We start from the raw sequence: 23,001 nt of genomic DNA, 5'->3' as shown, positions 1-23,001 counted from the left end.
GCGGATTTTACACAGGTTTATGCATGCCAATACCCGTTGAAAGCCACTAATCTAATGCTTATTCAACGTTAGGAGATTAGAGCGTGAAAGTAAATGACATGACCAAAGGGAATCTAGAGATGATTCTCGCCATGATGCTGTCAGGCACCATTGGCTATTTTGTGGTGCATTCAGGACAGTCGTTTTGGAATGTGGTGTTTTTCCGTTGTGTGATTGGTGGAGGGCTGCTCTTGGCCTATGCCTTTTATCGTGGCGTGTTACCGGAAGCCCTCAAGCAGCGCAGCATGCTTTTTCTGGTGCTGTTAGGAGGTGTCACCTTGGTGGCGAACTGGGTATTTCTGTTTGCCTCGTTTTCTTATATCCCGTTTTCTATCGCGACGGTGGCGTATCACACGCAGCCGTTAATGCTAGTGTTGGCCGGAGCATTTTTGGCTCGCCAAGCGCCCACTGGTTCATTGATTTTTTGGCTGATCGTCTCCTTTACTGGATTATGGTTTGTGATCGAATTGGACATGGCGGAAGTGCGCGGCTTGTTGCAAGGTGATAGTCGTTCTGTTGAAGCCATCTTTGGCCTGGGCTTAGCGCTGGCGGCGGCCTTGTTGTACACAATAACCACCTTGATCACCAAGCAGGTAAGCAGTGTGCCACCGTATCTAGTCGCTTTGATTCAGATGGGTGTCGGTGTGCTGATGCTGCTGCCATTTGTGCAATGGGGAGCGTTGCCGTCGAGCAGTGTTTCTTGGTTGGACTTGTTTATCTTGGGGGCGATCAACACCAGCTTTATGTACATCATTATGTACGATGCGTTTCAAAAGCTGCCGACCAATTTATTGGCAATCTTGTCGTTCATCTATCCGATCACTGCTTTGTTTGTGGATCATATTGCCTTTGCAACGCACATTTCGGCTTGGCAATTAGTCGGTGTCGCGCTGATTCTGTTGTCCGTATGTGCCGTGAAGTTTAATTGGTCACTGCCAAAGCTTGGCCGTCGCTCTGCCAAAGAAGGTCTCTCTTAAACAGTGGGGTAGATAAATATCAGTTTTCCTTTCTAAAAGAGTAGCCCTAACAAAAGCTACTCTTTGCTTGATCTCTCACCGAGCCACCAGTAACGTGGCCAGCCCCATAAATACCACACCAGATACGCGCTCTATCCAGTGTAAATACTGCTGAAGCCTAAACAGCCAATGACTCTTCTCCCAATGATAGTCAGAAGTTTATGTGCTTGTTTGAAAAGCTCATCCCCTGAAAGCGCACCCGAGCCAAGGCATCTTTGGCTATCAGTTTATGAAATGGCAGAATCACATTGAGGTATATTTTCCCTGCGAAATTATGGGGATGCACCCAAGTGGCAAGGAACACGTGCCCCTGATGGGAGATGACCGATACTCTAAAATCCAAATGCTTATCGTTAAACCCCGCAATCAGCTCATGCTCGTTGTCTGATTCGACAGGAAAAAAGCCGACCTTATCCGCCGCAACAGGATCACTAGACAGACCAAAGGGTTTGGTTAGGCCATTTCGAATGCTGATTAACCAGCACGCCCACTGCGGGAAATCGGTAATGACCTCTGCCGCCTGACGTGGCTTTAAAGCAGATGCCACACAATAACAGTCTATAAAATCATAACGGCCAATTCGCTCTAACAGCACGCTGTGCGATGGCAGCTCCGTTGCTTTTACATGCTTCATATTGTCCTCCCGAGCCCTCGTTACAATAATTGAAAAGTACTGCGAATGCCCTGCTCACGTAGATCTGTTAATGCTTGATAAGCCTCACTGTGATACCAACCCAAAGCACTCTGTTCATCAGGGAACTCTATAATCGACTTACTACTGTAACCAGACTCTCCATGAAGCAAGTGTGGTTTACCCTTGGCTATAAAACGCCCACCATACACTTCTAAAGTTGCTTTCGCCTGCAAGCTGTACTGCGCCAATTTCTCTTGATCAATCACGTTTGCATCCACAACAACAAAGCTAGCCATCTTGTTTATCTCCTTGGTTAATAAATGGACTCTGCCAGCTTATGCACGTATTGTTTATTAAACAATAGATCGATAATTAACAGGATGTTTAATTAAGTGAACAATATAAAGCTCGCGCCATTGCTACTCACCTTTGCTGAGGTGGCTAACAAGCGCTCTTATACCGCCGCGGCCAAGAAGTTAGACATGAGCAAATCGGCCATCAGCCAACAAATTAAGCGTTTAGAGCAAGCGATTGACCAGCAACTGCTGATTCGTAGTACTCGAGGAGTGGTACTGACCGCGGCAGGAGAAACCTTATTGGCGCGCAGTGAGCTACTTGACCAACAGCTCAATATGGCCTTTACCGAGCTCAATCAGGTCAAAGCTCAACCCAGCGGGGCATTTAGGGTGTCGGTGCCGCCCTTTTCAGAAAAAGAAATCGTCATGCCCGCGGTGCGACAATTGTGCCTCGAATTTCCCTTGCTGATACCAGAGGTCGTGGTGACCGAAAAATGGCAAGACCTGATCGAACACAATCTCGACGCGGCGATTTTTGGTGGAGATATCAAAGACTGTGACTATCGCGCATTGTCCGTTAGTACCGTCTCCGAGGTGTTCTGTGCATCGCCTCGCTATCTGGCGCAATATGGCGGCGCCCAGCAGTTAGCCGAACTCTCACAGCACAAGTTTATTGCCACAGCTTGGCATAGGCCGCAAATCGAGGTGTTTGATAACCAGCTAGGCAATAAGCAACTGATTAGCCTCGACTATTGCGTAAAAGTGAATAGTTTAACCACAGGCTTGGAAGCCGCTTTATTGGATATGGGGGTCGCTTTATTACCCGAGTTTCTGGTGCAATCGCACCTATACGATGGAGGCTTGCAAAGAGTACTGCCCGATTTTCGCGGTAAGAATTGGCACTTTTATTTTTTGCACCAATACAAGGGCGAGAAACCGCAGCACATCACTCGCTTCTATCAACTGTACCGTCACTATTTTTTAAAAGCCTGTGATATGAGTGCCAAATTAGCTACGTATAAATTAGCTAAAGATTCCCTCTAAATTAACTCTTGTAGAGCCGAGTAGCCAATCACCTATTAACATATGGATGTCCAATTTGCTTTATGACCCTTCATTAATACTTAATAAAATCAATGACTTAAATTTTCACCTTCTGACAAAAAGCTCAAGCTCTTCACTTAAGAAATCAAACACAGCTTTGCAAGCACGGTTACGCTTTAAGTCTTCATGCATGGTTAGCCACATCTCTAACTGCAATTTAATTTGCCCCTCTAGTAGAGGCAGAATATCGCCATCATCAGCAACCAACGCGCTTTGGCATACGCCAATCCCAACACCAGCCCTAAGCATGGCCAGTTGTGCCAAAGAGCTGTCCGCACGATATTGGAATAAGCTTGGCTCCAATGTCATAGGAAGTACATCCACATAGCTACGCATGTAGTCAGATATCGTATCAAAGCCAATTAATGTGTGATGTTGTAACTCTGAGATGTTTTGAGGTGTTCCATATTGATCAAGATAGCTCCGATGAGCAAACATGCCCAAGTCTAATTGACCAATTAAACGAGTCACCAAAGCATTCTGAGTTGGCCGAAACATTCTCAGGGCGATGTCAGCCTCTCGGTTTAATAAGTCGTGAGGTGAATCCGATATCGTCATTTCAATCTTCAACTCTGGGTGTGCTCTCTGCAACTTAGACAACACTTTAGGTAAGATTTCGATTCCAACAATTTCACTTGCACTGAGCCGTACTGTACCGTTTAAAACATCTTCACCACAGCTAGCAGAACGAGCCATAGAAGCGGCTATATTAGCCATTTTCTGAGCTTGTGGAAGGAGTTCGTATGCGACATCCGTCGCTAATAAACCCTTCTGACTTCTTACAAATAGGCCAACTCCAAGCGCTTTCTCCAATTCATTAATATGTCGGCCAATGGTTGGCTGCGTTAAACCTAATGCACGTGCGGCCCCCGACAACGAGCCATGTTCCATTACAGCCAAAAACGAGTGATACAACGCCCAGTTGATTGATGCAGTCATAAACTTATGAATACCAGCTAAAAGACCTTATAGAATTTTCTATTACTAAAACAGTAACTAATCTGTTCAAAATTCACTAGTAAGGTCGTTAATAATTATGTCTCAAAATATGATCCCTTCGACGCAATCCATACTCCGTGCTCTAGTCTTAGGGGCAACAGGAAGCTTCGGCTCTACAATGTGTACCCGTCTGTTACAAGAAGGTTGGCAGGTAAACGGTTTGAGCCGCAATCCTGATACTGATTCTCTCACATCAGACATTAACTGGTTTCAAGGAGACGCTCTCCACTTTAAAGATGTCGAGCAGGCCTGCGTTGGTTGCGATGTCATCATTCATGCAGTAAACCCTGCTGGGTATAGAGACTGGAATACGTTAGTTCTTCCCATGCTCGAAAATACGCTACAAGTCGCTCTTCAGAAAAATGCCTGTGTCCTTATGCCTGGCAATATTTATAACTATGCTATGGATGCAGGACTAGAAATTGCTGAGGACGCGGAACAACATCCTCCGAGCAAGAAAGGTATGGTGCGCGTGCAAATGGAACAACGTTTAAAAGAGTTTGCTAATCAAGGGGGCCATTGCATAGTGCTTCGTTGTGGTGACTTCTTTGGTGCTAATGGAAAAAGTGATTGGTTCCATCAGGCCATTGCGACCAAAGGAATCAACAGCACTCGGCTGCTAGCTCCTTCACACTCACACGTAGGACATCAGTGGGCTTATCTACCCGATGTCGCCGAGACTATGATGCAACTCATTCAAAAGCGGGATCAGCTACCTAACTATGATTGTTTTCACATGCGCGGCCACTGGGATCCTGACGGTCACCTCGTCACTAAAATAAGTGCTGATATTATTCAGCAGCATACTGGAAAACGCCCTCGTATCGCCACTTTTCCGTGGTGGGCTATCCGAGTTTTATCACCTCTCCATCGTACTAGTAAGGAACTGCTGGAAATGCATTACCTCTGGCAATACCCATTACGACTCGATAATCGTCACTTAGTCGAAATCCTTGGTAAAGAAGCGCATACCCCATGGCATCAAGCTTTGACTGAAACTCTAAACTCATTGCCAAAACCGACGGTAATCCCCCCGAAAAATAACAGCAGCCAAAAGTAGAATTTTCTCGTACTCTAAACGCAGGAGGTTCTGCATGAAAAAATCACGTTATACCGATAGCCAAATCATGGCCATACTAAAGCAAGCAGAGGCAGGCACACCCATTCCTGAGCTATGTCGAGAGCATGGTATGAGCTCGGCAACATTTTACAAATGGCGGTCCAAATATGGTGATATGGATGCCTCTTTAATGGCTCGTATGAAAGAACTTGAGGAAGAAAACCGTCGTCTTAAAAAGATGTATGCAGAAGAACGGTTAAAGGCGGAGATCATACAGGAAGCCATGGCAAAGAAGTGGTGAAGCCATCCCTTCGACGAGAGATGGCACTTCATGCTGTAGCGAATAAGGCGGTGAGCATTCGTTTGGCCTGCTCTGCTTTTATGATCAGTGAAACCTGTTATCGTTACAAGAGCCTTTTGAATGATGACAATGCTTTGATCGCTAAACTTTTAGTTGACCTAGCAGAGACTCAAACGGATTGGGGGTTTGGGCAATGCTTCTTTTATCTAAGAAACGTAAAAGGCCACACTTGGAATCATAAACGTGTCTATCGAATCTATTGCGAGTTGGCGTTGAATCTACGAATCCGCCCAAGAAGACGCTTAAAGCGGAACGTACCTGAACCCTTGAAGGAGCCAACCAAACGAGATCAGGTTTGGTCTATGGACTTTATGCATGACCAACTTATCGATGGTCGCCACTATCGTCTATTTAACGTAATCGATGACTTCAAGCGCGAAGGACTAGCGATGGAAGCAGGCTTTTCCTTACCGACCTTGAGGGTGATACGCACGCTTGAGCAATTGCTTGAATGGCGAGATAAACCACAGATACTGCGTTGTGATAACGGGCCGGAATTTGTGAGTCATGAGTTTACTCGTTGGGCTAAAAAGAAAGGCATTAGAGTTGAATACATCCAACCTGGCAATCCACAACAAAATGCTTATATTGAACGATATAATCGAACAGCTAGATATGGATGGGTAAGCAAGCATCTTTTTGAAACACTTGAGGAAGTGCAAGACTATGCAACGAAATGGTTGTGGTTTTACAATCACGAAAGACCACATACAGCTAACGGAGGCAAGCCACCTCTAATGGCTGCTTAACCTCTACTTTTGAGCTAAGTTAAAAAAGGGAGGATTACCCGACATCAGAACACTGTTGAGAAAAGTTCTGAAAAGACGTCTCAAACATTCTCAGCAAATTCATCCATGTGTTTGGCAAGGTCGAAATCTTTTGCCGACAAACCGGCTACGTCATGAGTCACTAGCTGCACACCCACTTTGTTGTAAACATTGAACCATTCTGGGTGATGGTCTTTTTTCTCAGCGTAGAGCGCGCACATGGTCATAAAACCAAATGCTTGTTGGAAATTTTTAAATTTAAACGACTTAGCAAGTTTGCCATTTTCAATGATCCATTCTTGAGCAGTGCTTGCGTTCAGCTCTTTTAAAGCTTGTTGGATCGCTTGTTCATCGAGTTTTATGTTTGGCATATTTTTATCCTTACGTCTGAGTGGACAGACCACTTTAGAAACTGTGTAACCTTCTCTTATCAGCTTAGCCTAAACAGCTCTATCCACACATCAGGGCTTGGACTAAGCCAGTAGCCAACACCACAGCCAATAACAAATAAGATCGAAGTGAAAGGCTGCCCCCAATCGGTGAGTTTCATGGCGGTGCCGAAGGAACGTTTTACGCGTAAGCCAGACAACTCCACACTATAGAGTTCATCAAGGATCAGGTGAATGGTGGCACCAAGGAAGATAAAGCCGCCGATGCCCCATGCGGTCTGGGCGTTAAGGGTAAACACATGGTAAGCAAGTGGCACCGCCACAGCCGTAAAAAGAAGGTTCGCCAAAACACTGTGTAATACGCCACGATGAATAGTGAGTTTTTCAAAGCACCATTGCACCGGAAAACGGATCACAAAGTAGCTGGCAATGGCGAGGGCCAGCAAATGCCAGTAGCTCATTTTATCAAGCCATACAACGAGACTAAGACCCGCAACCAAGGTGGCAAAAAGACGAAATACGATCCGTATGGCAATCGATTCATCTGCATCAATGTCGGGTAACATGCCGCCTAAAATACCCGCTAATCCATACAAAATGGTATCGTTGAGATCCGCTAAGCCAAAGATAAAAGCGCTGACAGCCAGTGGTACACTAATGACGGCAGCAACGGTAACATGGGTTTTAAAATCTGCCATGGGGCAAAAATACTCTTACTACGATGACGATTGACAAAAACTCAACCCTAGCGTTTATAAATGCTATAAAGTGAGTGGGCGCATACTACAGAAAAATCATCAGAGTTAAAGAGTGTCACCAGATCCCTTTAAGATCCTTTACACGATTAATGGTATCCTTACGTAATTAAAGCCCTCAAATACTGGAAACGACGTTGACCAACAATGATATTTTGCGCCGTGTGCGCTACACCTTCGATTTTAAAGACAGCACTATGGTGGAGATTTTTGCGCTAGCCGATGTGAGCATTAGTGCAGAACAAGTCAAAGCTTGGTTAAAGAAAGACGATGTGGATGGCTTTGAGCCAATGGAAGATATTGAGTTGGCATCCTTTCTAAACGGTTTGATTACGCTTAAACGTGGTGCTCGCGAAGGCGACAAGCCCGTGCCGGAAAGCCGTTTGAACAACAACATCATTCTGCAAAAGCTGCGCATCGCCATGGCGTTTAAAGCCGAGGATATGTTGGAAGTGATGCGCCTTGCAGAGTTCAACATCAGCCCACACGAGCTAAGCGCGTTTTTCCGCAAGCCCGATAACCGCCAATACCGTAAATGCAAAGACCAAATTCTGCGCTACTTCTTGTTAGGATTGCAGCTGCATATGCGCTCTTCAAAAGGGTAAAGCCTTTCAGCACTTATCGACCAATGAAATTATCAAAGGCTACTTTTATAACGCAGAAATAGGAATTCTCTTTTCGAGTGTTATTTTTGGTAATAAATATCGCACCTCGTCCCCCCCAACTTTCGCTAATAATTCAACAGAGAATTCATTTTTTACCGCATCATCGATAGGGAGTCGGGCAATGAAACCACTCTCTTTAGAGACCTTATTATCAAAATACTCAGAGACATCCACTCGAGTTTCCCTAATCGATATAGCCTGAAAGAACGCTTGATTATTTATTCGAATTGCAAGGCTAGACAGCTTTGATTCAATATCAAATAACCACCCTTCACATACCAAATGATTTCCATTTGTAATGAAGAGTTTATCAATCCAGCCCCTTAGAGAGTTTTTATTGAGACTTCTATTGTTAATTTTGTTAATCAAGTCATGCTCAACTTTTTGCAGTGCCGCCGCATTTATAACCCGAGCTTTATCTGACGAAATTGGAAATTTATTCAAATTATGAGCATAAAAACGCTTTGACCCATTATTAGTATTTGTGAGAACAAAGTGCAACTCATCAATATCATAAAGGTCTGAAAGTTGCTGAGCTTTTAATAATTCCTCGTCGGTATCATTATGACTAAAAACAATATATTTCCAGATGACTTTCGTATGCTTAGATTTAAATTTCTTGGAGTCTTCCATAAAATTAAACACATTCTCTATCATCCCATGACGCCTATACCGCTCATAAGATTCTTGTGTAACACCATCGCAGGATATTGTGATTAAGTCGATAGGAGTATTACCTAATGTTTCCAAGAAACCTTTCTGAGCAACGGTAGTCACCTCTTGGAACATTTCAGGATAAAAGTGTTTGCCGATCAGAACGAGTTGCTTGAACTCTGGATGGTTCAAAGGCTCCCCCCATCCCAGATAGGAAAGATAGCTCACATCGATTTGGTTTTTCTTACAACTACTTAGTAACTGCTCAAAACGTTTTAAAGAAAGATTCCAGTCACCTTCTCGAATTCTCGCTTCGCGTTTACGTTTACAATAGGCGCAAGCTAAATCACAGTCTAATGTTGGCTCAATTCTGATTTTGATCGACTTTGAAAGTGTATCTTCTGGAGTGCCGCCAACATTGAATAGATCACATTTTCTACAGGTATCTCCCCATGGTGGAGTCTCCTTAAAGAAAGAAGAACGGATATGTTGATAAATAGGCCCTTCTAGTAACGCTTTAATGTTCCAATTGACTGATTCACCAACCTGACCAAGGTGAATCGTATAGCCGTTACTATCGTCACAATGTATGTGGCCATCAGACTTGAGACTAACTTCTCGAAGTACTCTGCAATCCATAAGCAACTCTCATTTTAATTTCAACAAATATTGATTTATATATTATGACCATTAGCTTGTGCAAACTTGTAGTTTGATAATAATGTGAACTTTTGCTTCTTATATTATGGTAAGAAAAACACAGTAGAGCTCGCTTTAATGATTTATGGAATGAAGACTTTAGAAGTGCTGTTTAAGCTCTAAATACTAAGGTTATTTATCTATACACACTGGGAAGCAACCAGCGCCAAAAAGCTAGGTAATCCCCCCGAAAAATAACAGCAGCCAAAAGTAGAATTTTCTCGTATTCTAAACGCAGGAGGTTCTGCATGAAAAAATCACGTTATACCGATAGCCAGATCATGGCCATACTAAAGCAAGCCGAAGCTGGCACTCCCATTCCTGAGCTATGTCGAGAGCATGGTATGAGTTCGGCAACATTTTACAAATGGCGGTCCGAATATGGTGATATGGATGCCTCTTTAATGGCTCGCATGAAAGAGCTTGAGGAAGAAAACCGTCGTCTTAAAAAGATGTATGCAGAAGAACGGTTAAAGGCAGAAATCATTCAGGAAGCCATGGCAAAGAAGTGGTGAAGCCATCCCTTAGACGAGAGATGGCACTTCATGCTGTAGCGAATAAAGCGTGAGCATTCGTTTGGCCTGCTCTGCTTTTATGATCAGTGAAACCTGTTATCGCTACAAAAGCGTTCTAAATGATGACAATGCTTTGATCGCTAAACTTTTAGTTGACCTAGCAGAGGCTCAAACGGATTGGGGGGTTTGGGCAATGCTTCTTTTATCTAAGAAACGTAAAAGGCCATACTTGGAATCATAAACGTGTCTATCGAATCTATTGCGAGTTGGCGTTGAATCTACGAATCCGCCCAAGAAGACGCTTAAAGCGGAACGTACCTGAACCTTTGAAGGAGCCAACCAAACGAGATCAGGTTTGGTCTATGGACTTTATGCATGACCAACTTATCGATGGTCGCCACTATCGTCTATTTAACGTAATTGATGACTTCAAGCGCGAAGGACTAGCGATGGAAGCAGGCTTTTCCTTACCGACCTTGAGGGTGATACGCACGCTTGAGCAATTGCTTGAATGGCGAAATAAACCACAGATACTGCGTTGTGATAACGGGCCGGAATTTGTGAGTCATGAGTTTACTTGTTGGGCTAAAAAGAAAGGCATTAGAGTTGAATACATCCAACCTGGCAATCCACAACAAAATGCTTATATTGAACGATATAATCGAACAGCTAGATATGGATGGGTAAGCAAGCATCTTTTTGAAACACTTGAGGAAGTGCAAGACTATGCAACGAAATGGTTGTGGTTTTACAATCACGAAAGACCACATACAGCTAACGGAGGCAAGCCACCTCTAATGGCTGCTTAACCTCTACTTTTGAACTAAGTTAAAAAAGGGAGGATTACCGCTAAATTATTGAATGATTACTAAAGCTTTTTTACCTAAGAAGCTCGCCATAGCGTGCTAAAAACATACTGACGGTTTCACGGATCACTTGCTCCTTGCGCGCCTCTGACACGGTTTCAGATTCCAAAAGGCTTGGGTAAAACACAAAGGTTTTCAGTTGATAAATGAACTGCATGGAGGCAAATGGAATATCGTCGATGTGCAGCACACCTTGTTCACACGCGTCTGCAAGAAATTGATCCAGATACACCTGACAGCCTACTTTTTGCTGAGAAAATCGCTCTGCAAGTTCTGGCTGTGTTAGCAGCTGGATAAAGCCTACTTTTGCGAGTTTAATAAAACTGTCCGATGACAAGCGTGCCACTTCGCTTGCCGCAATTTTCGTCAATTGATCGGTAACTGACTGCTCTTTGTTAAATACCACCACCTCATCATCCGCTTGACGTTCGAACATGCGGATCATAATGGCCTGAAACAACTCATCCTTCGTTGCAAAGTGATTGTAAACCGTGCGTTTGGAGACTTCGGCACGCGCTGAAATCGCGTCCATACTGGTGGTTTCTAGCCCGTGCTCGGCAAACAAGGCCTCTGCGGCATCTAAGATTTGTAGACGTTTTCGATCGCTTAGTTTCATGACATACCCATGTGATAAGAGGCCACAGTTTAGCGCAATTAAGGAAAAAGTACACCGACGGGTTTACTTAAGAGCCAAACTGAAAGTAGACTACACCGAGTAGTTTACTTTTGCGTGTTGGCAAATTGGAGTTTAAAGAATGAAATGGTATCTATGGGTGCTTTTGGTGGTGGTCGTTTTGGCGGTTGGTGTCTACCTGCTTAACGCGTCCATAGCGTCTAAGTCTGCAACCTTTGCACAGTCAGAACATTATCGTGATGGTCAGTTCTATAACGAAGCGCCTCGAAATAAGCCTTCGACAGGCGAAACCATTGGTTTATTTATTCGCTTCTTTACTGAGAAAAAGGTCAATACTGTCCCGCCTTCGGTACCGATGAAGACACTATCTCGTTCAGATTTGGAGGCATTGAGCGATGATCAAGTTCATATCGTCAAACTTGGGCACTCATCATTGCTGGTGAAAATGTATGGCGAATATTGGCTGTTGGATCCGGTCTTTGGCGAACGTGCATCGCCCTTTTCCTTCGCTGGCCCCAAACGCTTTCATCCGACGCCGATTGCCATGGACGAACTACCACCGATTAGCCGAGTGTTGATTTCCCATAACCACTACGATCATTTGGATAAACCAACCATCGAGTTTCTAACAAAATCTCAGCCTAAATTTTATGTGCCATTAGGCATAGGTGGCGATCTTGAACGTTGGGGTATCGCCTCGCAACAGATTGAAGAATTCGACTGGTGGCAGGAGCAAAGTATCGGTGATGTTTTATTAGCCTTTGCGCCCACGCAACACTTTTCAGGCCGTGGCATGAGCGATAGCAACAGCACCCTATGGGGTTCTTGGGTGATCAAAACGCCAGATACGTCGCTATATTTCAGCGGCGACTCTGGCTACTTTGATGGTTTCAAACGCATTGGTGAACGTTACGGCCCGTTTGATTTAACTTTTATCGAAACCGGCGCCTATGACAAAGACTGGGCAGACATTCACATGACACCCGAACAAAGTGTTCAAGCTCACTTAGACGTCAAAGGTAAAGTCATGATGCCCGTTCATAATGGCACTTTTGACTTGGCCTTTCATGCTTGGTCTGATCCGCTGGAACGAGTGCTCAGCGCCGCAAATCAGAACAATGTGACCTTATCTACTCCCGTTGTAGGAGAGGTTTTCTCACCATTGGGATCACCTATTGAAAAGCGCTGGTGGAAAGGGGTTCAATAGCCTCTGTGCGTTTTTACTCGCCATTCAAAATGGTGATAAAGCCACTAATAGAATCAGTGAAACCAATAAAAAGTCCCCTTTTATTGGTTTTTATCTGCGCAGTTCTTAAAGATAGCTGGTTTCTAAGCGTGGTATGATAGCTGCATGTTTAGAACTCAAAGGAAAACTTCGTGCTAGTACGCATTATCAGTCTTTTTGCCCTCCCCCTTTTGTTAGTCGCTTGTGACTCGACACCCAATCACTCGTTCGATGGCACGATGAAAACAGAAATGCCTTCCGCTATGGAAACGCAGCCTTCAACACACGCAACATCCGAGTCAGAAGATGACGGTTTACTGGCGCAATTAGAGGCCGATGAAAAAGCCGCGGAGCAGGAACAAGCAGCGAAGGAGCAAGATAATCGACTTCGTAAAGCAAAGTTTGAGCAGAATCTGACTTTGAAAAAGTCAGTCGGCACTACGGTCTGTACTTGGCAAAACAGTGTCGGCACGGTGAAAAAGGTTGAGCAAGACCGCGTGCAAATTGCTGTTTATGGCCGAGCTCTTTCTGCGACGAATGGCATCTTTTTTAGCCCTAGTGAAGGTTCCCCCGATCTTACCAAACAAGAAGGTAACGTTTGGACAGACGGCCATGACTGGGCCGTCTGCGACGCAAAGCTGCACTAATATCTCGTTAGTCTTCTATTAGCTACTACTGTTCATTTATTCGCACCGTCGGCGCAGATGCGACAATAAGAGGCGAACCGTCTTGTATATTGGCGATGTGCTGCTTGCTGGCTTGGACTTCCTTTTCAGTGCCGACATTTTTCCAAATCGTTAGCACGGGCAAGCAAACCACTTGATACGCCACCTCTATTCCTTCAGCTTGGCTCGGACTCTCAAGTAAGGCATATGCCATACCTTGTTCATTTGCTCTAACTTGCGACATACTAGCTCTATTCAACGCTGTCATGGAGATAAGATATGTATCAAGAATATAAAGTCGAGATTGTCACGGAAGGGGGTTGTGGCACCCTGTTACTAGGTTCTTCGGGCTTGCCCATTAAGCGTCTAGAAGCAAAGCTAAACGAGGCCGCAAGTGAGGGCTGGCAGTTGGTGTTTCAGGTCATTGAGAAGAAACGTTTCTGGCTTTTCTGGACCCGTGAAACCGTTATTATCACCTTAGGTCGATAATCTGTTGATGGCTTTCTTAAAGCACTTCGTTATACGCAGAATCCGCCACTATCGAGCCAATGGTGGCGGCACGGAGCAGTTTCGCGTGTCGTGTAACTTCCACCCTACTTGCTCTGAATACGCTATCCAAGCCATTGAGAAGTATGGTTTGAGGCGTGGCGGCTGGCTAACCCTAAAACGGCTGCGACGCTGTAACATTCGCGACCAAGTGGGACATGTTGATGACCCATTATTGTAGGTGAGTTTGATGTTTGAAGCTTGGCATTTGCGCCAACAACAAGTACAGGCTGATGAAGAGCAGATTCGTCGCCAGTTAAGGTCTTTAACGGCAGAGCAGCGCTTAGCATTTTATAAAGTCTATACCCCCCATTTGAAAGACCCTGATACTTATGCCAGTCTTAACTGGCTGTTTATTGCTGGAGCCCACCACTTCTATCTTGGAAAGTGGCTATTAGGCTGTTTAGATTTTGGTATTATGGCCTTGGGCATTTTCATGCTCTTCGGACTTCCCACCGTAGGCTTAAGCCTTATTGTTTTAGTAACAGTTATTGAAGTGCCAGCGCTGTTTCGAAGTCAGACAATCGTTGCTCACTACAACAACCGACTCGCTTTGCGAACGTTAGCTAGCATCCTCTCATTTTAGCAGCCAAACTTTGAAAGCCACATTAAACCCTCATTTTTGGCACTTTTTATGCATACTTAATTCTTCATGACCTAAACCAATTTAACCCTAAAAAAAAACAATATGTGCGTGTAAATTGAACACTCATTGTCTATGCTTTGCATGATGTGTATTCGTGCTACGGATGGTGAATTGATCGACATCGCTCCATTATATTTCTTGGGACATATCTATGAAAATTAAGACGAAATTACTGCTGACACTGTCACTCGCCACCCTCATTCCCATCCTCATCATCAGTTCTATTGTTGGTTTTTTGGCATCCGAACAAGCAATACAAAGTTTTCAAAAAAGTAGTTCTCAGACACTCGGAGCAGTCGAGCAAACATTTGATAAGTTTCTTGAAGATGTGAAATACAATGTCGCATTTCTCTCTCAAAGTAGGGCAGTTTCTCAAACAAACGCCCTTCCCTTGACCACTTATTTCGAAGAACAAGGTAAAGCACCTAAAGACACGGCCCTTCAAAACGGCGGTCGAGAAAGAGAATTATATGAGCTATTTTCAAGCTTGGGTGAGAGCAACCCTAACTATGAATACGTCTACATAGGGGATGAAGGGGACGGCTACCTGGAATGGCCTGGTACCTATCAATACGCAGAATGGCATCCCAAAAAACGATCTTGGTACTCTGCAGCAATGCAAAATCCAGGAAAAACAGTCATGCGGGAAGCATATTATTGGGAGCCAGATGAGGCAGTTTACGTTTCCGCGGTTCGCACATACGGTCGAGATAGTGCCCCGGCTGGAGTTGTTGCGATTGACGTATCTATTAAAACACTCACAGAAATGGCTAAAAAGACTAAATTAGGAGACATGGGTAGCCTCATGGTCATTGAGAATACTGGCAAGGTGCTGGTTGACTCACTGCACCCCAACAATAACTTCAAAGACATCTCGTCGCTTAAAGGCGAAGCATACCAGAGCATAGCGAGAACTAACTCAGGCCTCATCCATTTTGAGTTAGATGGTAAAGACTACTTCGCAAATGTTTTTGTGTCGCCCAATTTGCAGTGGAAGTTTATTGGCCTGATGCCCAGTGAAGAAATTTATGCCAGTAAAAACGAATTGATCACAGCTACCGTTATTGCATGTGTTGTCGTATTGGCTCTGTGTTTGTTCGCGGCAATCTTCCTAGCAAAAGGCTTAGTGACTCCAATCGAATCTGTATCGAGTCAGCTGAAAGTACTAGCTGAAGGAGAAGGCGACCTAACGGCTAAAATTGACACTCAAAACAATGATGAAACAGGCGTGCTATCGGGCTGGTTTAATCAGTTTATTGACTCCACGCGAAGTCTCATGCTGAACATAAAACAGTCCAGTCAGCAAATGAATAACGTTGTGTCACAAACCAGCTCTAAAGCCCAGCAAGTAGCAGACTCCTCGGCACAACAATTAGCCTCCATCGAGCTTATCGTTGAATCAGGCCGACAAATGTTAATCGCTTCAAACGACGCAGCGGAAAGTTGCAGTCATTCTGCAGACTTTTCAGATAAGGGGCTTGAAACAACTATTGCTGGTAAAAACTTATTGCTCAGCAGTGCCCAAGGTGTAAATCAGCTGGGACAACGTATTCAATCTTCTAATGAAATTATTAATGAACTAGAGAAAGAAACAAGTAATATCAATCAGATCTTGTCAACGATCCAAGATATTGCCGAACAAACTAACTTGCTAGCATTAAATGCCGCCATTGAAGCCGCTCGAGCAGGCGAGCAAGGACGAGGATTTGCTGTCGTAGCGGATGAAGTTCGCACACTCGCGGGTAGAACTCAGGAATCGACTGAACAAATAGGTAACATACTTAACTTACTAGCTAGCCGGACAAAACAAGCATCCAACTCTATGCAGACCAGCCTTGATGAGTCTAAAACGGCCATTAGCTTATCCGACCAAGCTCTCGATGCATTCGAGCAGATTGAACAGGTTGTTAAGAAAATGAGAGACATGACAATGCAAACGGCCGCATCAGCTGAGGAGCAACGAGCCGTAACGGAAGATATCAATAATAATATTTCTCAGATAAGTGATTCTGCCCATACTGTCTCAAACCTTTCTAAGGATGTGGCAGAGCTGTGTGATAAGCAAAATACCTTAGGAAAAGAACTGCATTTGATGGTTGCCAAGTTTAAAACTGAGTAAGGTAGTGTTTTCTACAAGCCATGCTTCTGCCGTGATAAGTATCATGTACAATAGATGATACTTATCACGGTGCATGGCACCGCCTACCTTTCGCATACCAGCATTTAAATGGAGTACACCATGGCAAAGTCTTCCGTTCTTCAGAAGTCCCTGATGTGTTTAGCCGCTGCAACAATACTAGTAACAACAGGATGTTCAACTACCGAATCAAACCGTGTGGTTGCGTCTGAAACCGTGACCAGTTACAAGACAGATTATCAAGGCGTTAAAACCACCTTGGTCGTCGGCAATTTTCAAAACCGCTCTTCTTATATGCAAGGACTGTTTTCAACCGATACAGACCGTTTGGGGAACCAAGCTAAAACCATCCTTAAGACACACTTACAACAGACTAACCGTTTTAAAGTGGTTGATCGTGAGAACTTAGAGATCCTAAAACGTGAAGCTGAGCTAAATGGTGCCAAGCAAGCACTTACTGGCGCTCGTTACACACTGACCGGAGACGTCACTGAGTTTGGCCGCAAAGTCACAGGTGACAAACAGCTATTTGGGATTCTTGGATCAGGCAAAACGCAAACCGCTTATGCCAAGGTCAGTTTGAATATCGTAGACGTGTTAACAGGTGAGATTGTTTACTCGACCCAAGCCGCAGGCGAGTACGAGTTGAGCAATCGTGAAGTGGTCGGATTTGGTTCAATAGCGAGCTACGATGCCACGCTGAACGGCAAAGTATTAAACTTCGCCATCACCGAAGCCGTTAACCACATTGTTCGAGACTTAGAAAACGGTACTTGGACTGTCCAATAAGATGCATGCTTATTTCCCAACTTTAAAAGCCCGCAAAGTATGCGGGCTAATTCTCGGCATCGGTATGATTGTCCTGTCAGGCTGCTCTACACACCAGCCAACGTTCTACTGGGGCAACTACGAACAGCTGGTTTATAAAATGTACTTAGAGCCAGGCAGTGCGGATGCTTCAATGCAAATTGTAGAGTTAGAAACCGTGATACAAAAAAGCGCAGCAAATGGCTTACGTATCGCACCAGGAATACATGCTCATTTAGGTTACATGTACGCGTTGGAAGGTAATATGGCTCAAGCGAAAGCTGAATTCCAAACAGAGAAAACGCTGTTTCCTGAATCGGCCGTTCTAATCGATGGCATGTTGAATCGTCTAGAAGGAGCCAAGCAGTAATGATGTTATGGCGAAAATCGTTATGGCTGATAGGCAGCTTACTGAGCCTGTTCTTAGTAGGCTGCTCTACAACGCCTTCAAGCTACAATTACGACGCTTTACTGGCGGCAAAACCACGCTCTATTCTGGTGATCCCGCCAAAAAATAGCTCTCTAGAAGTAAATGCACCGTATGTCTTCTTGTCTACAATCAGTAAACCTCTCGGTGAAAAAGGCTATTACGTCTTCCCCGTTGCCGTCATTGAAACCTTTCTCAAGGAAAATGGTTTACCCACTCCCGAAGAAATGAACTTAGTGCCAATGGACAAGCTCTATGAGCACATAGGTGCTGACGCAGTGCTTTACACCGAAATCAACGATTGGGGACAAAAATATAACATCTTGTCATCTGATACTGTGGTCGATGTCAGTATGCGCTTGGTCGACAGTAAAACCGGAGTCCTACTCTGGGATGCTCACGCCTCAGCCGCACAGCGTTCTGACTCAGGGGGTGGCGGCTTGCTAGGCAATGTCATCAATGCCGTGGCGACGCAGATCATTAACTCGATGGACGATCAAACGCCTGAATTGTCGAGAAAAGCCAATCACATCGCCATCAATCGCCTAAATTACGGATTGCTTGACGGGCCCTACGCCCCTCCTAAAGAGTAGCTTCCCTACGCAGCCAGGTACCCGAGTGCCTGGCCCACCCTCAAGAACAACATCACCTAAAAACATTAATGACAATTATTATCAATTAATATAGATTATTATTCTCAAAATAGAATTCAATCTGTCATATAGGAATGATGATAATATGTCTGAGCAAAAATTAAACGATGCTATGCAGCAAATGCTAGCGGAGCAAACCCCTATTCTAGCTACCGTCATCAAAGAATCAGGTATGCCAAACATCGGCCCTAAACGTTCACTACGTGTTTTTGATGGCAACCATCTGATTTTCAATGAAAACACTGGCGGTCAGACACTAGAAAACATTAAGCAAGGCTCTAAAATCGCCATTGCGGTCATTGATCGACCAAACTTGGATGGCTACCGCTTTGTCGGCTCTCCAGAAGTGCATTACGACGGTGAGTACTTTGATAATGCCGTTCAATATGCAGAAAACAACGGTATGAAAACACCTAAGTGCGCCGTGCTTATTAAAGTCGATGAAGTGTTTACACTAAAATCAGGCCCAACAGCGGGTCAGAAAATCGCTTAATCTGACGCTTGGCTGGCTACCCTGAACACAGGGTAGCCTATCTCGCTTTCATTACGCTCTTTCTTTAACACGTAGCACAATTAGGAACTCAACATCTTTCCCTTCTTCACTCGTTTGATCGATGGCTATTTATTTAAAACTTTCCGCAAGCTATGCAGCTCTTTCGAGATTCTTTGTCACAAAGGCAACCATTTCTTGGCGACGGCTTAAGCCCTCCCCTTAGACTGATGGCGGAATAAAAGGCTTCTTAGTCTGGCTTAATCTTATTCTTGCGTATATCGTTTCTAATAAAGCAGGCATTGCGGAAAAGGACGCTATATGGCACCTGATACACAACCGATTTTTTGGCGTGATTCAAGCTTGGAACAAATCGAATTACGCTATATCAAAGACGGACACAATGTTCGCTATACACCTCATAGCCATGAACAATGGTCTCTGGGTGCGATCCTTGATGGCCATAGCTCATTCTTATGTGGTGATCGTATCCATCAGGTTAGTCAAGGCGATTTGGTGATCATGAATGCTCATGAAGTACATGCATGTAATCCGCAGTCAAACTCTCCTTGGTCATACTATATGCTGCACCTGGACTGTAATTGGTTAGGTCATTTGCTATTGAATAATGGACAGGCCCTGTCTTCGAGATGGGAACCGACTCAACAAGACATCATTCAGCATCCAGAGATGTTCCAAGAAGTTGTAGGTCTTTGTCAGCTTTTAATGTCGAATGCTTCCATTCCATCAAAGTCTCACGCCTTACAGTCCACATTATTTAAGCTGTTTAATTTCTTGAAAAGTACCGAGGTAACGCAAACCAATAAAATTCCGACCGCCTTATCAGAGGTTGCCTATTATCTTATTGAGAACTCTCACTCAGAAGAGAGCATTGAAGAAGTAGCCATGAAGTTTGAAATGAGTTCAGGCTACCTTACTCGTCAGTTCAAACGTTATTACCAACTATCACCACACGCATTTCGTTTAAATCGTCGGATTCAACTGGGACAAATTGCCCTTAAAAATGGCGTCTCGATAATCGATGTCGCCAGTCAATTTGGTTTTAGCGATCAAGCACATTTTCAACGTACGTTTAAAGAAAGAGTCGCTGCTACTCCTAAACAATATAAAGCAAACCGCTCATTCTCTTAATACAGAATCGCCACACAACTCAACAAAAGACCTATCGCAAGTACTCGATTAAGTTGTCTAATGCGACTGGAGGTAGCCAACCACTCTCTCATCCACGCACCAATCAGTACCCACACCATAAGCGACAGCCAACAGATAACCAAATATATACCTGCGAATAGCCAAACCCCATGAACATCAGTGGGTTCGATATAAGCCGCTATGCCTGAAGCCGACGCTAGCCAAGCTTTCGGATTAAGCCACTGCATTACGGCTCCAAGCCAAGGTGAAGGATGGCGTTCTTGCTGGTCTGAGGACAACTCGCCTGAGTCGCGCCATAGTTGATAGCTAATGTATAAAAGAAAGACGACGCCAGCCCATTTGAGATAAAACATCAGCGTAGGCATAACTTGAATCAATTGCTGTAAGCCAAGACCAATAAATAAAAAAAGCACGATAAAACCTAGGGTCGCACCGGTGACAAATTTTAAACCTACAAATACGCCATAACGAGCGCCGCTACTGACGCCGACCAAATTGACTGGCCCAGGAGAAAGAGACGCTGCCAGCGCAAATAAGCTCATAGATATAAAAGTGGAAAGGATCATAAAAGACTCCATCGCTAATTAATAAAGCTTGGAGCATGGGCGGTTTAAAACGGAAAGTATTGAAGAATACTGACCTCAGTGACCGGTGTGATGGCTAATGCAAAACAACGCTATAATTTTGCAAGTTTTTACGTCATAAAGTGCTTAAGCTATTTGGCAAAGTCATTATAATGCGCTGTGATACCTCACTTCTTACGGTTACATTATCAAGGAACGTTATATGACCGCCTTATCGTTATTAAAAACCACTTCTGCTATCTCAACACTTTTACTCATTACGGCCTGCTCAGCTTTCCAGAAGACGGGGGTTTTTGAGCAAAATGAACTCAACCAACGCCAAGTTGGCATGCACTTTACTCGCATGCTGCAGTCGGAAGATTGGTTAGCAAACGAATATCGCACCTACCTTAACAAAAAGGGTAATAAAGCGTTTGCTGTTTTTTGGAATGAGGCGGGACGCCCCATTGCAAGTGGCTTTGCAGATGACAAACTTTCGATCGACATTGCACGTAAAGAGGCACTCAGACTATGTCAGGCTTACAGCCAGTCACAACATGCCAATTGTCTGGTTGAGGATCAGGAAACCACAAATCGTGCTCCCTTGAATCCAGCCGATTACCCCAAAGAAATTATTGCTTATCGTGATGTTGACCACTGGCGAGACTACTTATCGACCTCAGGACATAAAGCCATTGCAGGCAACCGTTCAGGAGTCCTAGGAGGCTCTGAAGGAGACACCAAGCAAGAAGCTGAGTTAAATGCCCTGTCACAATGCAAAATAAACACCCATGCTTCCATCCCACACTGTTACATCATTGCTTCTGAGTAGTGATCCATCTAATCAAAGAGACAAGTGTATCTTGTCTCTTTGAGATTACGGTGACGCTAATCGTTTTACCCATAACCCCAAGGAAAACTTAAGTATTAGCCGTTATCAATAAGCAATGTAGCTACTCTGCTACTGAACTATCACATGGCCTTATCAAAATAGGTATGAGTAGAAGTAAGCTTTGATACTTGATCAATGTACTCTAAAACCTGAGCAGGAAATTTTAGATTTGAGACCATCGTCAGATTTCTCAGAGTTGGATAAATCAACACATCATCCCAGCTGATTGTTCCTCCATGTAGAGATGGTAAAGGAAGATCTGGCAAGCTGTTGAGCACTTTTTCGACCTGTGCGATGTGCTCTTCCGTCTGAGCTAGGGCCGTAGAGAACGTCATATTAATAATTTTCTCTTTTTTAGCCTCAAAGTAGTTCTGTGCTGATATGGTTTCGAATTCAGGAAGGCCAATTCGAATATTTCTAGGAAACAGTAAACAATTAATAGAAAAGTTTGCGTCACCGAGGACATCAAGAAACGGCTTATCGTTACCACCCTTTCGTATAATTTTTTCAGTCTTTCCTATTTCATCGAGCCTTTTTGCAATGTCTAGGCTTTCTCCAATAGTTTCGTCTTGATCCTCTAATATTGGCAGCATTTTTGCTCCAATCAATTTGTAGCAAGAGTCTTCGTCATCATTGGCAAGGTAAACGTTTTGTTGATTTACTTCTTTGTAGTTTGCAATCATTTCTGCACGAATGCAGTATGGACAGTGATCGTATAAATAAAGCTTCATATCTAATCCTTCAGCAATACATCATTTCTAAATCAATTTATACTCTATAACAAAAGACCACAGAGCTCTGCTCATTACGGTGAGTTTACGATTATCTCCCTATTCTTATTTTGTTTGCATTTCACTTATGCGCATAGGCACACGATCTATATCACTGAAAAGTCGTTCTAAGTCTAACCCCGAGATACGTTCCTTCAAACCACCATCTTTACCAATTAATATGATTTCATTGTCTTTCAGTTGATATTTTCTCACGACACTTTCGGATAAGCCGGAAGTTACCAAACCCGAGTAATTTGTCTTGATCGAACCATCGTCATTGATAACGAACCAAACAACGTCTCGATCGATAACACCAATATTTTCATCGTTAAAAACTTTAATCAGTTGCTGAGAGTTGTTTGGGTTATTTGCAACAATGATGCGGCTCTGCCAAGTTAACTTATTTAGATCTGTTAATTCTGATAAGGTAGCATTGGCTTGTGAAGCCATTAAGCCCAAGCACAAAACAGGCATGACAATTGACTTTTTCATAAGAGATCCCATTAAATAAATTTATAACTGTTCATACGAACAAACAGAAGAATGAGATC

28 protein-coding genes and 1 pseudogene are annotated in these 23,001 nt (G+C 43.9%); 18 read left to right on the top strand and 11 right to left on the bottom strand.

The annotated features are described in order from the left end of the window. Nucleotides 1-83 precede the first annotated feature (83 nt). Nucleotides 84-1,016, top strand: coding sequence for a DMT family transporter (locus ACXAC1_RS09215; RefSeq protein WP_475061125.1), 933 nt, complete (start codon nucleotides 84-86; stop codon nucleotides 1,014-1,016). 190 nt (nucleotides 1,017-1,206) lie between these two features. On the opposite strand, the gene ACXAC1_RS09210 is transcribed toward ACXAC1_RS09215, so the two are convergent. Further along, nucleotides 1,207-1,689 (bottom strand): DUF2867 domain-containing protein, encoded by a 483-nt coding sequence (locus ACXAC1_RS09210; protein WP_475061122.1) that lies wholly within the window; start codon nucleotides 1,687-1,689, stop codon nucleotides 1,207-1,209. 20 nt (nucleotides 1,690-1,709) lie between these two features. Further along, complete coding sequence (locus ACXAC1_RS09205; protein WP_475061119.1) at nucleotides 1,710-1,985, bottom strand: DUF1330 domain-containing protein; 276 nt, start codon at nucleotides 1,983-1,985, stop codon at nucleotides 1,710-1,712. A 96-nt stretch (nucleotides 1,986-2,081) separates the two neighbouring features. Between ACXAC1_RS09205 and ACXAC1_RS09200 the strand changes: the two genes are divergently transcribed. Continuing rightward, nucleotides 2,082-3,029 (top strand): LysR family transcriptional regulator, encoded by a 948-nt coding sequence (locus tag ACXAC1_RS09200; protein WP_475061116.1) that lies wholly within the window; start codon nucleotides 2,082-2,084, stop codon nucleotides 3,027-3,029. A gap of 105 nt (nucleotides 3,030-3,134) precedes the next feature. Here ACXAC1_RS09200 and ACXAC1_RS09195 read toward each other — a convergent pair whose 3' ends face one another. Continuing rightward, nucleotides 3,135-4,028: a LysR family transcriptional regulator gene (locus ACXAC1_RS09195; RefSeq protein ID WP_475061113.1), complete on the bottom strand. Its 894-nt coding sequence runs from the start codon at nucleotides 4,026-4,028 to the stop codon at nucleotides 3,135-3,137. Between the two features lie 97 nt (nucleotides 4,029-4,125). On the opposite strand from ACXAC1_RS09195, the gene ACXAC1_RS09190 reads away from it, so the two are divergent. Both ACXAC1_RS09190 and ACXAC1_RS09185 read left to right on the top strand, forming a co-directional pair. After that, a complete protein-coding gene (locus ACXAC1_RS09190) occupies nucleotides 4,126-5,148 on the top strand; it encodes an NAD-dependent epimerase/dehydratase family protein (protein ID WP_475061110.1) in 1,023 nt (340 codons plus the stop codon). Nucleotides 5,149-5,182: 34 nt separating this feature from the next. Beyond that, nucleotides 5,183-6,258, top strand: a protein-coding gene (locus tag ACXAC1_RS09185; RefSeq protein WP_475058452.1) for an IS3 family transposase whose coding sequence is annotated in 2 segments (ribosomal slippage) — nucleotides 5,183-5,444 and nucleotides 5,444-6,258 — 1,077 coding nt in all. Because the reading frame shifts where the segments join, the coding sequence is not laid out codon by codon here. 80 nt (nucleotides 6,259-6,338) lie between these two features. On the opposite strand, the gene ACXAC1_RS09180 is transcribed toward ACXAC1_RS09185, so the two are convergent. Continuing rightward, nucleotides 6,339-6,647, bottom strand: a complete 309-nt coding sequence (locus ACXAC1_RS09180; protein WP_475061107.1) for a 4a-hydroxytetrahydrobiopterin dehydratase — start codon at nucleotides 6,645-6,647, stop codon at nucleotides 6,339-6,341. A gap of 59 nt (nucleotides 6,648-6,706) precedes the next feature. Continuing rightward, complete coding sequence (locus tag ACXAC1_RS09175) at nucleotides 6,707-7,363, bottom strand: metal-dependent hydrolase (RefSeq protein ID WP_475061105.1); 657 nt, start codon at nucleotides 7,361-7,363, stop codon at nucleotides 6,707-6,709. Nucleotides 7,364-7,557: 194 nt separating this feature from the next. Here ACXAC1_RS09175 and ACXAC1_RS09170 point away from each other — a divergent pair, with 194 nt between their 5' ends. Next, nucleotides 7,558-8,025 (top strand): YehS family protein, encoded by a 468-nt coding sequence (locus ACXAC1_RS09170; RefSeq protein WP_475061103.1) that lies wholly within the window; start codon nucleotides 7,558-7,560, stop codon nucleotides 8,023-8,025. Between the two features lie 45 nt (nucleotides 8,026-8,070). Here ACXAC1_RS09170 and ACXAC1_RS09165 read toward each other — a convergent pair whose 3' ends face one another. Then, nucleotides 8,071-9,378: a radical SAM protein gene (locus tag ACXAC1_RS09165; RefSeq protein ID WP_475061100.1), complete on the bottom strand. Its 1,308-nt coding sequence runs from the start codon at nucleotides 9,376-9,378 to the stop codon at nucleotides 8,071-8,073. Between the two features lie 308 nt (nucleotides 9,379-9,686). Here ACXAC1_RS09165 and ACXAC1_RS09160 point away from each other — a divergent pair. Next, nucleotides 9,687-10,762, top strand: a pseudogene (locus ACXAC1_RS09160) (IS3 family transposase). 70 nt (nucleotides 10,763-10,832) lie between these two features. On the opposite strand, the gene ACXAC1_RS09155 reads toward ACXAC1_RS09160, so the two are convergent. Then, the gene (locus ACXAC1_RS09155) at nucleotides 10,833-11,435 is read right to left on the bottom strand and encodes a TetR/AcrR family transcriptional regulator (RefSeq protein ID WP_475061098.1); all 603 of its coding nucleotides are present in this window, start codon (nucleotides 11,433-11,435) and stop codon (nucleotides 10,833-10,835) included. A 139-nt stretch (nucleotides 11,436-11,574) separates the two neighbouring features. On the opposite strand from ACXAC1_RS09155, the gene ACXAC1_RS09150 reads away from it, so the two are divergent. Both ACXAC1_RS09150 and ACXAC1_RS09145 read left to right on the top strand, forming a co-directional pair. After that, nucleotides 11,575-12,660 carry an MBL fold metallo-hydrolase gene (locus tag ACXAC1_RS09150; protein WP_475061096.1) on the top strand — a complete coding sequence of 362 codons (1,086 nt, stop codon included), beginning with the start codon at nucleotides 11,575-11,577 and terminating at the stop codon, nucleotides 12,658-12,660. Nucleotides 12,661-12,830: 170 nt separating this feature from the next. Further along, nucleotides 12,831-13,325: a hypothetical protein gene (locus ACXAC1_RS09145; RefSeq protein ID WP_475061094.1), complete on the top strand. Its 495-nt coding sequence runs from the start codon at nucleotides 12,831-12,833 to the stop codon at nucleotides 13,323-13,325. Between the two features lie 25 nt (nucleotides 13,326-13,350). On the opposite strand, the gene ACXAC1_RS09140 is transcribed toward ACXAC1_RS09145, so the two are convergent. Then, the gene (locus ACXAC1_RS09140) at nucleotides 13,351-13,587 is read right to left on the bottom strand and encodes a hypothetical protein (RefSeq protein WP_475061091.1); all 237 of its coding nucleotides are present in this window, start codon (nucleotides 13,585-13,587) and stop codon (nucleotides 13,351-13,353) included. 35 nt (nucleotides 13,588-13,622) lie between these two features. Here ACXAC1_RS09140 and ACXAC1_RS09135 point away from each other — a divergent pair, with 35 nt between their 5' ends. From ACXAC1_RS09135 to ACXAC1_RS09095, 9 genes are all read left to right on the top strand, one after another. Then, complete coding sequence (locus tag ACXAC1_RS09135; protein WP_133564735.1) at nucleotides 13,623-13,832, top strand: DUF4177 domain-containing protein; 210 nt, start codon at nucleotides 13,623-13,625, stop codon at nucleotides 13,830-13,832. Between the two features lie 7 nt (nucleotides 13,833-13,839). Beyond that, nucleotides 13,840-14,070, top strand: a complete 231-nt coding sequence (gene yidD, locus ACXAC1_RS09130; RefSeq protein ID WP_475061088.1) for a membrane protein insertion efficiency factor YidD — start codon at nucleotides 13,840-13,842, stop codon at nucleotides 14,068-14,070. Between the two features lie 9 nt (nucleotides 14,071-14,079). Next, nucleotides 14,080-14,475 (top strand): TM2 domain-containing protein, encoded by a 396-nt coding sequence (locus tag ACXAC1_RS09125; protein ID WP_475061085.1) that lies wholly within the window; start codon nucleotides 14,080-14,082, stop codon nucleotides 14,473-14,475. Nucleotides 14,476-14,686: 211 nt separating this feature from the next. Continuing rightward, nucleotides 14,687-16,654 carry a methyl-accepting chemotaxis protein gene (locus ACXAC1_RS09120; RefSeq protein ID WP_475061082.1) on the top strand — a complete coding sequence of 656 codons (1,968 nt, stop codon included), beginning with the start codon at nucleotides 14,687-14,689 and terminating at the stop codon, nucleotides 16,652-16,654. Nucleotides 16,655-16,774: 120 nt separating this feature from the next. Then, the gene (locus ACXAC1_RS09115) at nucleotides 16,775-17,461 is read left to right on the top strand and encodes a CsgG/HfaB family protein (RefSeq protein ID WP_475061079.1); all 687 of its coding nucleotides are present in this window, start codon (nucleotides 16,775-16,777) and stop codon (nucleotides 17,459-17,461) included. Between the two features lie 64 nt (nucleotides 17,462-17,525). Next, nucleotides 17,526-17,849, top strand: coding sequence for a DUF4810 domain-containing protein (locus tag ACXAC1_RS09110; protein ID WP_475061076.1), 324 nt, complete (start codon nucleotides 17,526-17,528; stop codon nucleotides 17,847-17,849). After that, complete coding sequence (locus tag ACXAC1_RS09105; protein ID WP_475061073.1) at nucleotides 17,849-18,499, top strand: DUF799 domain-containing protein; 651 nt, start codon at nucleotides 17,849-17,851, stop codon at nucleotides 18,497-18,499. The genes ACXAC1_RS09110 and ACXAC1_RS09105 overlap by 1 nt, the downstream gene beginning before the upstream one ends. 145 nt (nucleotides 18,500-18,644) lie before the next feature. Next, complete coding sequence (locus ACXAC1_RS09100) at nucleotides 18,645-19,052, top strand: pyridoxamine 5'-phosphate oxidase family protein (RefSeq protein ID WP_475061070.1); 408 nt, start codon at nucleotides 18,645-18,647, stop codon at nucleotides 19,050-19,052. 318 nt (nucleotides 19,053-19,370) lie between these two features. Then, nucleotides 19,371-20,201, top strand: coding sequence for an AraC family transcriptional regulator (locus ACXAC1_RS09095; RefSeq protein WP_475061067.1), 831 nt, complete (start codon nucleotides 19,371-19,373; stop codon nucleotides 20,199-20,201). Here ACXAC1_RS09095 and ACXAC1_RS09090 read toward each other — a convergent pair. Continuing rightward, on the bottom strand, nucleotides 20,198-20,788 hold the full coding sequence (locus tag ACXAC1_RS09090; RefSeq protein WP_475061064.1) for a LysE family translocator: 591 nt from the start codon (nucleotides 20,786-20,788) through the stop codon (nucleotides 20,198-20,200). The genes ACXAC1_RS09095 and ACXAC1_RS09090 overlap by 4 nt on opposite strands. 220 nt (nucleotides 20,789-21,008) lie before the next feature. Between ACXAC1_RS09090 and ACXAC1_RS09085 the strand changes: the two genes are divergently transcribed. Then, a complete protein-coding gene (locus ACXAC1_RS09085) occupies nucleotides 21,009-21,617 on the top strand; it encodes a hypothetical protein (protein ID WP_475061061.1) in 609 nt (202 codons plus the stop codon). A gap of 140 nt (nucleotides 21,618-21,757) precedes the next feature. Here the strand turns inward: ACXAC1_RS09085 and grxB are convergent, their stop codons facing one another. After that, the gene (gene grxB / locus ACXAC1_RS09080) at nucleotides 21,758-22,408 is read right to left on the bottom strand and encodes a glutaredoxin 2 (protein WP_475061058.1); all 651 of its coding nucleotides are present in this window, start codon (nucleotides 22,406-22,408) and stop codon (nucleotides 21,758-21,760) included. 105 nt (nucleotides 22,409-22,513) lie between these two features. Further along, the gene (locus ACXAC1_RS09075) at nucleotides 22,514-22,942 is read right to left on the bottom strand and encodes a DUF4174 domain-containing protein (RefSeq protein WP_475061055.1); all 429 of its coding nucleotides are present in this window, start codon (nucleotides 22,940-22,942) and stop codon (nucleotides 22,514-22,516) included. Nucleotides 22,943-23,001: the final 59 nt, after the last annotated feature.

The organism is Marinomonas sp. AWM4_232 (assembly GCF_056158325.1).
Note: the sequence above shows the minus strand (reverse complement) of the source record. Positions and strands in the feature narration are given on the sequence as shown.

Bases quoted from the DNA above. Each gene is read 5' to 3' on its own strand.
- ACXAC1_RS09110 (WP_475061076.1), top strand. From the start codon at position 17,526: ATGATTGTCCTGTCAGGCTGCTCTACACACCAGCCAACGTTCTACTGG.
- ACXAC1_RS09140 (WP_475061091.1), bottom strand. From the start codon at position 13,587: ATGTCGCAAGTTAGAGCAAATGAACAAGGTATGGCATATGCCTTACTT.
- ACXAC1_RS09090 (WP_475061064.1), bottom strand. From the start codon at position 20,788: ATGATCCTTTCCACTTTTATATCTATGAGCTTATTTGCGCTGGCAGCG.
- ACXAC1_RS09175 (WP_475061105.1), bottom strand. From the start codon at position 7,363: ATGGCAGATTTTAAAACCCATGTTACCGTTGCTGCCGTCATTAGTGTA.
- ACXAC1_RS09075 (WP_475061055.1), bottom strand. From the start codon at position 22,942: ATGAAAAAGTCAATTGTCATGCCTGTTTTGTGCTTGGGCTTAATGGCT.
- ACXAC1_RS09120 (WP_475061082.1), top strand. From the start codon at position 14,687: ATGAAAATTAAGACGAAATTACTGCTGACACTGTCACTCGCCACCCTC.
- ACXAC1_RS09085 (WP_475061061.1), top strand. From the start codon at position 21,009: ATGACCGCCTTATCGTTATTAAAAACCACTTCTGCTATCTCAACACTT.
- ACXAC1_RS09190 (WP_475061110.1), top strand. From the start codon at position 4,126: ATGTCTCAAAATATGATCCCTTCGACGCAATCCATACTCCGTGCTCTA.
- ACXAC1_RS09195 (WP_475061113.1), bottom strand. From the start codon at position 4,028: ATGACTGCATCAATCAACTGGGCGTTGTATCACTCGTTTTTGGCTGTA.
- ACXAC1_RS09100 (WP_475061070.1), top strand. From the start codon at position 18,645: ATGTCTGAGCAAAAATTAAACGATGCTATGCAGCAAATGCTAGCGGAG.
- ACXAC1_RS09135 (WP_133564735.1), top strand. From the start codon at position 13,623: ATGTATCAAGAATATAAAGTCGAGATTGTCACGGAAGGGGGTTGTGGC.
- ACXAC1_RS09165 (WP_475061100.1), bottom strand. From the start codon at position 9,378: ATGGATTGCAGAGTACTTCGAGAAGTTAGTCTCAAGTCTGATGGCCAC.
- grxB (WP_475061058.1), bottom strand. From the start codon at position 22,408: ATGAAGCTTTATTTATACGATCACTGTCCATACTGCATTCGTGCAGAA.
- ACXAC1_RS09095 (WP_475061067.1), top strand. From the start codon at position 19,371: ATGGCACCTGATACACAACCGATTTTTTGGCGTGATTCAAGCTTGGAA.
- ACXAC1_RS09150 (WP_475061096.1), top strand. From the start codon at position 11,575: ATGAAATGGTATCTATGGGTGCTTTTGGTGGTGGTCGTTTTGGCGGTT.
- ACXAC1_RS09155 (WP_475061098.1), bottom strand. From the start codon at position 11,435: ATGAAACTAAGCGATCGAAAACGTCTACAAATCTTAGATGCCGCAGAG.
- ACXAC1_RS09105 (WP_475061073.1), top strand. From the start codon at position 17,849: ATGATGTTATGGCGAAAATCGTTATGGCTGATAGGCAGCTTACTGAGC.
- ACXAC1_RS09125 (WP_475061085.1), top strand. From the start codon at position 14,080: ATGTTTGAAGCTTGGCATTTGCGCCAACAACAAGTACAGGCTGATGAA.
- ACXAC1_RS09180 (WP_475061107.1), bottom strand. From the start codon at position 6,647: ATGCCAAACATAAAACTCGATGAACAAGCGATCCAACAAGCTTTAAAA.
- ACXAC1_RS09115 (WP_475061079.1), top strand. From the start codon at position 16,775: ATGGCAAAGTCTTCCGTTCTTCAGAAGTCCCTGATGTGTTTAGCCGCT.
- yidD (WP_475061088.1), top strand. From the start codon at position 13,840: ATGGCTTTCTTAAAGCACTTCGTTATACGCAGAATCCGCCACTATCGA.
- ACXAC1_RS09205 (WP_475061119.1), bottom strand. From the start codon at position 1,985: ATGGCTAGCTTTGTTGTTGTGGATGCAAACGTGATTGATCAAGAGAAA.
- ACXAC1_RS09210 (WP_475061122.1), bottom strand. From the start codon at position 1,689: ATGAAGCATGTAAAAGCAACGGAGCTGCCATCGCACAGCGTGCTGTTA.